The organism is Mucilaginibacter sp. (assembly GCF_039925265.1).
Taxonomy (GTDB): domain Bacteria; phylum Bacteroidota; class Bacteroidia; order Sphingobacteriales; family Sphingobacteriaceae; genus Mucilaginibacter.
In genome coordinates, this window is the sequence record NZ_JBDSZG010000030.1 from 44231 (window position 1) to 55691 (window position 11461).

At 46.6% G+C, this 11461-nt stretch carries 9 protein-coding genes; all 9 read left to right on the plus strand.

What is annotated here, in order from left to right; genetic code table 11:
* Nucleotides 1-5469: a helicase-related protein gene (locus ABIX36_RS14025; protein WP_348082792.1), complete on the plus strand. Its 5469-nt coding sequence runs from the start codon at nucleotides 1-3 to the stop codon at nucleotides 5467-5469.
* 18 nt (nucleotides 5470-5487) lie between these two features.
* Nucleotides 5488-6168: a hypothetical protein gene (locus ABIX36_RS14030; RefSeq protein WP_348082793.1), complete on the plus strand. Its 681-nt coding sequence runs from the start codon at nucleotides 5488-5490 to the stop codon at nucleotides 6166-6168.
* Nucleotides 6169-6246: 78 nt separating this feature from the next.
* Nucleotides 6247-8247, plus strand: a complete 2001-nt coding sequence (locus tag ABIX36_RS14035) for a type IV secretion system DNA-binding domain-containing protein (protein WP_348082801.1) — start codon at nucleotides 6247-6249, stop codon at nucleotides 8245-8247.
* Nucleotides 8244-8663: a hypothetical protein gene (locus ABIX36_RS14040; RefSeq protein WP_348082794.1), complete on the plus strand. Its 420-nt coding sequence runs from the start codon at nucleotides 8244-8246 to the stop codon at nucleotides 8661-8663. The genes ABIX36_RS14035 and ABIX36_RS14040 overlap by 4 nt, the downstream gene beginning before the upstream one ends.
* 19 nt (nucleotides 8664-8682) lie before the next feature.
* The gene (locus ABIX36_RS14045) at nucleotides 8683-9087 is read left to right on the plus strand and encodes a hypothetical protein (RefSeq protein ID WP_348082795.1); all 405 of its coding nucleotides are present in this window, start codon (nucleotides 8683-8685) and stop codon (nucleotides 9085-9087) included.
* 20 nt (nucleotides 9088-9107) lie between these two features.
* Nucleotides 9108-9515, plus strand: a complete 408-nt coding sequence (locus ABIX36_RS14050) for a hypothetical protein (protein WP_348082796.1) — start codon at nucleotides 9108-9110, stop codon at nucleotides 9513-9515.
* The gene (locus ABIX36_RS14055) at nucleotides 9512-9982 is read left to right on the plus strand and encodes a M23 family metallopeptidase (protein WP_348082797.1); all 471 of its coding nucleotides are present in this window, start codon (nucleotides 9512-9514) and stop codon (nucleotides 9980-9982) included. The genes ABIX36_RS14050 and ABIX36_RS14055 overlap by 4 nt, the downstream gene beginning before the upstream one ends.
* Nucleotides 9936-11123 (plus strand): zincin-like metallopeptidase domain-containing protein, encoded by a 1188-nt coding sequence (locus tag ABIX36_RS14060; protein WP_348082798.1) that lies wholly within the window; start codon nucleotides 9936-9938, stop codon nucleotides 11121-11123. The genes ABIX36_RS14055 and ABIX36_RS14060 overlap by 47 nt, the downstream gene beginning before the upstream one ends.
* Nucleotides 11124-11461, plus strand: a 338-nt coding sequence (locus ABIX36_RS14065; protein WP_348082799.1) for a DUF4099 domain-containing protein, incomplete at its 3' end; no start/stop codon positions are given.

The following is an 11461-nucleotide window of genomic DNA, read 5'->3' on the forward strand; positions in this document are numbered from 1 at the left end:
ATGGCATTCAATCCCGTAAGGAAGATGGCAGACAATATTGCGGCCATCCGAATCGCGCTGGACTTTACTGGCCAGCGGCTCTCCGAAAAAGATTTAGAAACACTTAACAAATATGCTGGGTTTGGTGGTCTTAAAGCGGTCTTGTTCCCACCCGGTGAATTAGCAGAATGGGCAAAATTCGGGGCCTCTGCGACAGACATCAGGTTATATCCGCAGGTCATGGAGATGCATAGCCTGCTTAAGGAAAAATTAACACCGGCAGACTATAAGGCTGCAATTGATGCCTTAAAAAGCAGTTCACAAACAGCCTTTTATACACCGGATTACATCCCAAGAGCGATCTATGCTGCCTTAGCAGAAAGTAATATTTTACCGAAAAGGCTTTATGAACCCAGCGCAGGAGCCGGTGTGTTTATAGCCGAAGCCATACAGGCATTCTCCGGGTTGGAGCAAATAAACGCTGTTGAAAAAGACATACTGACAGGCAAAATACTTACCGCGCTCTGTTCTGTTTATGATGTGCCGGTAACGGTACAGATCAAAAAACTGGAAGAAACAGCCGCGACCGAAAAGGCGCAATCGGATATCGTGATCAGTAACATACCATTCGGCAAGATCGCCGTCCATGACCCGGCGTATAATAAAAGTGGGATCTCCGCCAAGGTGCATACCTACTTCTTTGCAAAAGGACTGGACAAGATCAAAGACGGGGGCATTTTAGCCTATATCGTTACCGATGCCTTTCTGAATAATCCCTCCAATGCGCTTGCCCGCAAATATTTATTCACGTCAGCCGACCTGTTAACGGTTGCGGTTTTACCGGCCAACTTGATGAAAGAAAATGCCAATGTCGAAGTAGGCATGCACCTGATCCTGGTTCAGAAAAATAACACAAAGGAAACGCTCAGCGAGGCGGAAAGTCAGCTGATCGATACGGTAGAATGCGAAAATTCATTTGGTAAATATCACCTAAATGCCTGGTTGGCGGATAAAACCGAACTGGTCTATGCGGACGAGATCATAGAAGGCACCAATGCCAGGGGCAAAGCTTCAAGAATGGCCTGGCAGAACGGCGACATGCTCGATATCGTTCCCTTGCTTCAGCAACAACTGGTTTCCGGGTTTGCCAATTTCGATCATGCCAAATGGGAAGCGATATCCTTTGATAAAAAACAGGCACAATTGACACAGTTTACTTTTCTACCTGTTCCCGAACAAGAAAAAAAAGCAGATAAGCAGGAACTAAGTTTCGGCCAGCTGGGCCTTTTTGATGCACCCGTCCAGACTGATCAGGATAATAAGGCGCTGGCCTATCTCGATGATCTCGATAAACAATTCGTTGATGCCGGAACAGCCCGTGTGATCAGTTTCATTCGCACAACAGTTAAACCGCTTCACGACAGCATCGTCCTGATCAGCGCCCGTGCGAAGGCAAACAGCCGGTATAATTACAAGCTCTATAGCAACCTTTCGGAGATCTCCTTTCCCGGTAAATGGATGTCCGGCGTTAACCTCGGCCATGAACTCGATGCCCTTTCCCTTAAACTGAAACATTTCGGTCATGACTACCGGTACGAGGGTGATACCAGCCTCGAACCCGCATTTAAACTATTACCGGACAGGCCCAAAGCTTTTACCGACCTGAAGCCATTCTATACAAAGGATACCCTGGTCATTTTTAATAATAAGCTTGGCCTCATCGGGGAACCGCAAAACTTTGAGGCAAAATTTGAACCGCTCGACCCGCAACCTGAATTGTCATTTTACAGGGACTACCTGGCGCTCCGCGATATTTACCTGGAACTTTCGGGCTATGAAAACGAACACCAGATCCAATTTCCCGAACTAAGGCGTTCACTTAATTTAAATTATGATGCTTTCGTCAACCGGTATGGCGAGCTGAACAAAAACAGCAACCGAAACCGCATATTTAATGATGCTGCTTTAGGTTTCAAGATCGTTTCTTCCCTCGAAATCAAGGATCAGGACAAATTTGTACGCTCCGATATATTTTACGGGCCACTTTTTCAGCAAAGGGAAATGCTGAAAACGGATGATCCTTCCGAAGCATTGGCACGCTGCCTGAATGATACCGGCCGGGTTGACCTTTCTATCCTTACGCAGGTCACCGGCCTAACCGAAGATGAGGTGATCCTCAGACTGGATAACCAAATCCTGTTAAACCCGCAAACACTTCAATGGGAAACCACCGACAATTATCTCTCCGGCAATGTTGTACAAAAGTTAAGGACAGCTGAAAAGCTGGCGGAGGAAGAACCACAGCATCTGCAATTTGCAAGGAGCCTTGCGGCCATTCGCCGGGTACAACCGGAAAGAATTCCTTTTGAAAGGTTAGACTTTAACCTGGGCGAGCGGTGGGTACCCATCGAATACTACCAGCGCTTTGCTACTGATTTATTTAAACTGGACACAAAAGTTGACTTTTATAACTCCATTGATACCTATAAGGTAAGCTATACCAAAAAAGGCAATACCATTACCAATGAAGAATTTTCGGTCAATCCCAAAGAAAGTAACAAGATCACCGGCCGCACCTTGCTGGAATATGCGCTGCTCAATACCAATCCGCATTTTACCTACCCGGTAGAACAATATGGAAAGGTAGCCCGTGTACCCGATACCGAAGCCATACAAAACGCGCATCGTAAGATCGACAACATCAGGTCGCGGTACCTGCTTTGGTTGTTGGAGTTACCCAATGAAGACAAGCAGTATTTAGAAAAACGATATAACGACACTTATAACTGCTACGCGCTCCGGGAATATGACGGTAGCCACCTGAGTTTTCCGGGACTGGATTTTAAGGCATTAAAGATCGCTGACCTCTATCCCTCACAGCGAAATGCAGCCTGGCGGATCATTCAGAACAGCGGTGGCCTGATAGATCACGAAGTTGGATTGGGTAAAACCCTGACCATGATCATTGCCGCCATGGAGATGAAACGGTTGGGAATCGCCCATAAACCAATGATATTGGCCCTTAAAGCCAACATTCAGCAGATCACCGATACCTTCAGGCTGGCTTATCCCAAAGCGAAACTCTTAGCTCCCGGTGAAAATGATTTTGAGCCGGCAAAACGCAAAAGGATCTTTCACGAGATAAAAAACAACAATTGGGACTGCATCATCCTCACACATGACCAGTTTGGTAAAATACCGCAGGACCCGGAGATCCAACGGCAGATCTTCGAAATTGAACTGGACAACATCGAACTCGACCTGCATGCCTTGCAGGATTCCGGTGAAGAGATCACGAGGGAAATGCTAAAAGGTTTGGAGATCCGAAAGGAAAACCTGGAAGCCAAGTTGAAGGGGGTGATCGATGCAATAGATCAGCGAAAAGATACGGGCATTAACTTCAGTGAACTGAATATCGATCATTTATTTATTGATGAATCGCATAAGTTCAAGAACCTGACCTTCACGACCAGGCACACCAAAGTTGCCGGCTTGGGGAACCTCGCAGGCAGTCAAAAAGCACTTAATATGCTTTTTGCGATCCGTACTTTACAAGACCGTTACGACACTGATCTTTGTGCTACCTTTCTTTCAGGTACGCCAATTTCCAATAGCCTGACCGAGATGTATTTGATCTTCAAATACCTTCGGCCCCGGGAACTGGAAAGACAACAGATTTCCAACTTCGATGCATGGGCAGCGGTCTATGTGCGTAAAACGGTAGATTTTGAATTTAATGTAACCAACGAGATCAGGGCTAAGGAACGTTTCCGCCACTTCATCAAAGTTCCTGAACTCGCCTTGTTTTATAACCAGATCACCGATTATAAAACGGCAAAACATATCAATCTCGATAAGCCGGAAATCGACGAAACGCTGGTGAATATTAAACCCACACCTGACCAGCAGGAGTTTATCAAACGGTTGATGCAATTTGCCAAAACGGGTGATGCCACCCTGATCGGCAGGCGGCAACTGACCGCTAAGGAAGATAAGGGCCGTATGCTTATTGCCACCAACTACGCCAAAAAGATGGCAGTGGATATGCGCCTTGTCGATCCGCAAAAATATGGCGATCATCCGGATAATAAAGTCAACGTATGCGCCCGGAATGTCGCGGAGATCTACCACGAAAGTACCCCGAATAAAGGAACGCAGATCATTTTCAGCGACATCGGCACACCGAAAACTAATGAATTCAATGTCTATGATGCCCTTAGGGAGAAGCTCATAAGGGACTTCAACATCCCGGCGAACCAGATCACTTTCATTCATAACTGGGCAACCGATAAGCAGCGGAAAGAGTTGTTTAAAAAGATGAATGCCGGGGAGATCCGGATTCTGGTCGGCAGCACGGAAAAAGCGGGTACCGGCCTAAATGTACAGGAACGGATCGTTGCCATGCACCACTTAGATATACCTTGGAAACCGTCAGAGCTGGAGCAGCGGGATGGCCGGGGTGCAAGGCAGGGCAACTGGCTCGCTAAAATGTTTTATGGCAACAAGGTCAGGAACTTTATTTATGCGGTCGAACAGTCTTTGGATAACTACAAATTCAACCTGTTGAAGAACAAACAGATCTTCATCAGCCAGATGAAAAACAGTGAACTGTCTGTGCGTACACTGGATGAAGGAGCGATGGATGAACAAAGCGGTATGAGTTTCTCTGAATACATAGCCATCCTATCAGGGGACACCTCCTTGCTGGAAAAGACCCGCCTGGATAAGAAGGTTGCCGAATTAGAGGGGTATAAAGGGGCCCATTTTAAGGAAGTGTCCCGGAGCCGTTACCTGTTAGAAGACCTGGAAAAGAAAAGCCGGGAAACTACCTCAACGCTGGAACTGGTGCGAAAAGATGACGTCGCTTATAAAGAGGTACTGAAATATGATAATGATGGGGCAAAACTCAATCCCCTGAAACTTATCGATGCATCTCCGGCCGATGCCGTTGCGATCGGCAACCAATTCATTGAATTATATAAGAACTGGCAACCCGAAGATTTTAATAAGCCTGAACTGCTTTTAGGGGAACTGTATGGTTTTGACCTTTATATCAGGCGCAAACTGCAAGCTGTCGAGGATGGATTTTCCAGCAGGATAAACCATGTCACCTCGCTTTATGCCGAGAGCCGGGCCACCGGTATCAAATACATGCAGAATGGCGGCGCACCGAATATCGATAATCCAAAACTGGCAGCGCGTTATTTTTTAGATGCCATTAACAGGGTGGTCGGTATGGTGGAACGCTACGAAAAGGAACTGGTGGGAATCAATACCCAAATTCCTGAAGTTAGGGAACTCACCCAAAGGCCGTTTGAACAGGAATATGAATTAGCCGCTTTGAAAAAAGACCTGGAAAAGCTCGAAATGGAGATCAGTGCCAGGATAGCCGAAAAGGAAAAGCAGGCGCAAACGCAGCAGGTGCTTGATGTAGATGCTGGAGAAGTGGATGATTCGCTGGAATTGGCACCGGCCCATTTAAAACGATAAACGCAAAACCATTTATTCATGAAAAAAATAAGCACATATAGCCGGCCACGCCCGGTTATTGAACTGGACGGTACGCCGTTTTACGTAGATGCACAAATGCTTTACCTTTTTGAGGTCGGGAATGCTGATAACAGGATCGACACGGGCGAAGCACGGTGTTTTAATGACCGAATTGAATTGTGGTACGACCCCACCATTAAAAATGTCTATCAGGGTTCCTACGAAAAGTTTCCGCCAGAACACGTTCATATCTACTATTTTCATTCCTTTGATGCATTAGACCCCACCGGGGCGACAGCCCGCCTGGATGAACTGAATCCGGAATGGCGCTCAGCATTCCGTTCCGGCCTACCGGTCATTGACATCGCCGGGAAGAAATTTTATGTTGACAAGAAAGATAGCTGCTTTTATGAGGTCAATAATTGCTGGAATTGGATCAGGTTTAAGGACATCACCTGCCGAAAAAAAAAGAAAGGCTTGTTAATTAACCTGACGGTACATAACATCGCCTTTCCACATGAGGTCGATGCCGTTGGTCCTTGGGCAAAACTACACTATAACATTGTTTTTATTCCGGTTATCCAGGGGAAACGGGTGAAGAAGATCATTAACCGATATTTTCGGCAGAACAAAACGCCCCCTTCCCCGACCATAAAAATGCCTGTCCGCATGAGGAGGACGCCGTTCGTCATTGGGTAAAACTACATGATGACATCGTTTTGATCATATAAGCCACCCGCAAAAGCCGGTGGCTTTCTTATTTAAATCCATTTGATGATGGAAGAAACAAGAGAGCAGCAAAAGCTTCATGGCTTTTTGCAATGCGCCATTTACCTGTCCATATTACTGGAAGCTGCCATTTTTATTTACCGCGATGCCCCTTTCTGGGGCATTTTTTTTACGCCACTGGAAAGGATCAGTCACCTGATCATTTACTCCAACCTGGTCTATAGTAAGCTGGCCACATTTGGCCTGATCTGCCTGGTCAGCATCGGTACGCTGGCAAAAAAGAAAACAGACCTCGACCCTAAAAAACATATCGCCTACCCGCTTACACTCGGTCTGTTTTTATTCTTTGGCAGCCTTATTTTCTTTAGACGCTCCTCGCCGCTGGCATTTGCCTATACCACCTGGTATGACCTGGCTTATATGGCCTGTTCCTTTACCGGCGCGCTGATGGTGAGTCTGTCCATGGACAATATCTCCAAATTCATCAAATCAGGATTAGGCAAGGATAAATGGAATACGGAAGCTGAAAGTTTCATGCAGCCGGTCAAACGTGTGGATACGCCGTATTCGGTCAATATCCCGATGCTGTTTTATTACAAAGGAAAAGTACATAAGGGCTGGATCAATATCTGCAATGTGTTCCGTGGTACGATGGTGATCGGTACACCGGGCAGCGGTAAGAGTTTCTCCATTGTAAATCCTTTCATACGGCAACTGATCGCCAAGGAGTTCGCGGTCTGTTTGTACGATTTCAAGTTTCCCGACCTCGGCCAAATCGCTTATTATCACTACCTGCTGGCTAAACAGAACGGTAAGCTCAAAGGCTTTACCTTCCACGTCATTAACTTAAATGATATTGAAAAAAGCCGCAGGATCAACCCCTGGCGGGCGGATTACATTCGCTCGCTGGCCGATGCAGCAGAAACAGCCGAAGCATTGGTGGAAGCCTTAAAAAAAGGTGACCGTTCCGGCGGCAGCGATCAGTTCTTTACACAGTCAGCGATTAACTTCTTAGCATCCTGTGTGTATTTCATGAGCAAGTACAAAGGCGGCATCTATTCCAGCTTCCCGCATGTGCTGGCACTGCTGAACCGATCCTATGAAGAAATATTCAATGCCTTAACCTCCGAGCCGGAACTGCGTTCGCTGTTATCACCTTTTATGACGGCCTACCATGCCAAAGCGTTTGACCAGTTAGAGGGGCAGATCGGTACATTGAAGGTATTTATCAGCCGATTGGCGACAAAAGAAACGTACTGGGTTTTTTCAGGCAATGATTTCGATCTGAAGATATCTGCTAAGGAAAACCCTGGAATGTTGGTATTAGCCAACGACCCCAACACCCAAAACATCAACTCGGCCTGTTATTCCATCATTATCAACCGCCTGACCAAACTGATCAACACCAAAGGCAATCTGCCTTCCGCGCTGATCGTGGATGAGGTGCCGACCTTATTTGTCCACCGGGTAGAAAATTTAATAGCTACGGCAAGGTCTAACAAGGTGGCAGTATTGATGGGATTGCAGGAATTGCCGCAATTTAACCAACAGTACGGGAAAGATACCGCTGCAACCATCACGGCGGTTGTCGGCACCGTGATATCCGGCTCTGTCAGGAATAAGGATACGTTGGAATGGCTGGAACGGCTATTTGGTAAATCCAAACAGATGGGTGAAAGCTTATCCATCGACCGCAATAAAACATCTACATCGCTGAACGAAAAGCTGGAAGCACTCATTCCCGCAGGTAAAATAGCTTCGCTTAATTCGGGCGAAATGGTTGGTGTGATCGCCGCTGATGCACAGGAGAAATTTACGGGACAGTTTGAAACATCCGCAGTTAACTGCCGGATCAATCTGGATATGGAAGCCATCAGGCGCGAAGAAAAGGGTTATAAACCTTTACCCGCCTTTTATGATTTCGGCGGGAAACTGGACGAAAAACTCCGCCAGAACTTTGACCATATCAGCCAGGAGATACAAGAAATGGTGTTGGCCTTCAGGCCAGCTTCGCCAAACATACCCGTTAAAGCAACAATGAAGAAATGAGCGAAAACAACAACCAGGTGCAACTACCGGATTTTGTTCTGGTGCATCCGCAATTGAAAGATGACCCTGTGGCCAAGCAGGGGCAAATCGGTTTGATAACTGCAGCTATCCTTAATAGCGATGAATTTTATGTTGGCTTTGATGACAAGGAGGTTGGCTTATATGCTGCCGATGCCTTATTGCTGTTCAAGCCCTCCGATCAGATCTATCAAAACCTGAAGCAGGATGTCATGAAACTGGCCCCGTCGACATTCAAGGACCTGAAAAACATCGCCCTCTTATTGGATTACGGCACGACAAAGCAACAACGGACGGCGATGGAGATCGCGCAAAGGAACCCGGATGTGATCGCATCGGCGATGGTATCACTGGAGGAAACCCTCGGCCTCGACCAGAGCTATAAACGGGGAAGGTAAATAATTTTAAAGGATCATCATGAAAGACGAAGATACTATAGGCTTAACGGTCATGATTAGCCCGGTACTGTGGATATCTGACTATGCCGGTAAAATCGGCATCATCGAATTTACAGACCTTCCAAACGACAACATTTGGGTAAGATTCGAGGATGAGGAAGTAGACTCTTTTAGTTCCAAAACCTTATTTGTGCTTAAAAATGCGGAGGAAATTAATGAATTGGCTGATACTCATCAGGCTGTTTTTGGGGACCACGTCATTAAAAATCTGCGATCCCTTGCCTTGCTTCGAGCATCGGGATCGTATAGCGACCTGAAAAGCGCCTTTACCTTTTTGCAGGACGACCCCGAACTCCATCGGCTGGCTACCATTCGGTTGAATGAGGTTATCGATCCCGATCACAAGCGAAAAATAGGAAGATAAAATCTTAAAAATTAAATATTATGGAAAATCAAACTTTAGCCGGAACGCTTGTTTTGGTGCAGCCGGATCTTGAAAATGATACCGGTCAAAAAAAAGGGCAGATCGGTGTCCTGACTTATGCCCGCTCAGAAACTGAAAACTATGTACGGTTTCCCGAAGGAGGCGAAGCCTTTTATCCTGCGCGGCAGGTCATGATGCTTAAAGATAAGCAACAGGTCTTTGATGACCTGACCAACAACGGCTCGGCTATGCCCCTTGATGATTTTAAGGCCATGTATAAAATTATGCTGTTACAGGACAGGGGTACATCACAGGCCTTATATTCAGCTTTGGCCATTGCCAATGACCATCCTGGTGTACAGGAACGGGTATTGGATGCTATCAGTCAAACGCCTAAACAGGAATTAGCCAAATCCTATGGCCGATGAAAATACTGATCAGCTTTTGCCTGGTCTGCCTCCCCCTTAAACACCTGGTAATAAATTCTGATTTCGGTTACCGCATTCATCCCATTACGGGCAAATATGCCATGCATGCCGGTGTTGACTTTAAAGCTCGCCATGATACCGTATTTGCCATCCTTGATGGCGAAGTAAGATCTGTCGGCTATGATCGTAAGCTCGGTATTAACATTCGCCTGTATCATGGCGGTGAACTGGAATCAGTTTATGGTCACCTCAGCGCGCTATTGGTTAGGCCTCAAGACCATGTGGCAGCCGGTGAAGCTATCGCCATCTCCGGTTCATCTGGAAGAGTTACCGGCGAGCATTTGCACTTCAGCATTTGCTACAAACACAAATACATCAATCCAATTAAATTTTTATATGAACTGCTAAAAAAACAAGAAAATGAACGACAAAAATTTCAAAGCACTTCCCATTCAGCTTGCGAATAAGCTGATAGCGGAGATCAAAGAGGGAAATTCCCTGTTTCAAAAACCTGTTAAAGAAAATGGTATGCCCGCCTTCGTTAAACCGATCAATCCCACCACCGGAAAAGGATATAGCGCCATGAATGCCCTGGTCCTCGGTATGCAGCGTCACGATGACCCGCGCTGGATGTCAGCTGATGCTGCCCGGTATGCCGGTAACTGGGTAAAGGAAGGAGAAAAAGGTACGTTGATCGAGTTTCCAAAAACAAGTGATATTCAAGCGATCCGTACGGCGGAAGGTAAGGTGATCAAAGATGATGCTGGCGTCACCCAGACCAAAACAGTTGAGTTTGAAAAGCCGCAGCAGGCCAAATCCTTTTTGTTCAATGCGGAACAAATGAAGGATATCGTTCCCTTGCAGGAGTATTTGGCGAAACAGGAAGAGGGCCAAACGCTTTCTCCGCTGGAGCGGGCAGCAAAACTGATCGAAGATAGCAAGGCGGTGATCATTCATGGCGGCCAGGAGGCCTATTATGACAAAAAACGGGATGCTATTTTTCTGCCGGAACCCGAACAATTTGAGAATGAAACCAAATACCTGCAGGCTGCCATACACCAACTGGCACACTGGTCGGGACACGAAAGCCGCCTGAACCGTCCGATGGAAGGCAAATTTGCTTCTTTGGATTATTCCCGTGAAGAAATGCGGTCGGCCATTGCAGGTATCCTGATCGGCGGCGAATTAAAGATCGGCCATAACTTCGGCCAGCAGGCTGCCTATATGAGCAATTTCGCCAAGCTCTTAAAAGATGAACCGTTTGAGATCGCTAAAGCATCCAGGGATGCGCAAAAAATTGCCAACCTGTTGTTAGGTGTATCTCAGAAGCGGGAACAAAAGCAGGCCCCGGAAGCGGTAACCTTCAAGAAAGGTGACGAGATCGCCTATTTGGATACCACGTACAAGGTTTTGGAGACCCGTAAAGACAAAAGTATTAAGGTAGAGGATGGCGATGGAAGCCGAAAGGTTTTGAAAACGGATTTTGGCCTCTATAAATCTCTGTTGGAGGCAAAAGCCAATCCCCGAGAACCGGACCTGGTACTTGAAGAAGGACAGGAACAGGGGCAGGCCGAGGAGCAGGGACAAAGCCATAAAATAGGACGATAGATGAACCTCGTTAATTTTCATGAAGATGATCTCCCGATCAAGGATCTGGAAACCATCGGGCTGGCCGCTGGCGGTCAACTCCTGTTTAATGTCGATGACCTGAAAGCTTTGCTTTCAGGTCGCCGGACTTCATTACTCGAATTGCGGGATCTGGAAACCGATAACATCAAGATCAAATCCATCAACGCGAAGATCTCTCTGAAGCCCAATGAATACGGCAAACTGGATCTGCTTATTCACCCGATATACCGCAAAGCGCCAACCCCAGATTTCTTGAATGAAACAGAGGCCACGCAGCTACGAAAAGGCGAAGTAGCCAGTTTGTTAAAGATAACACT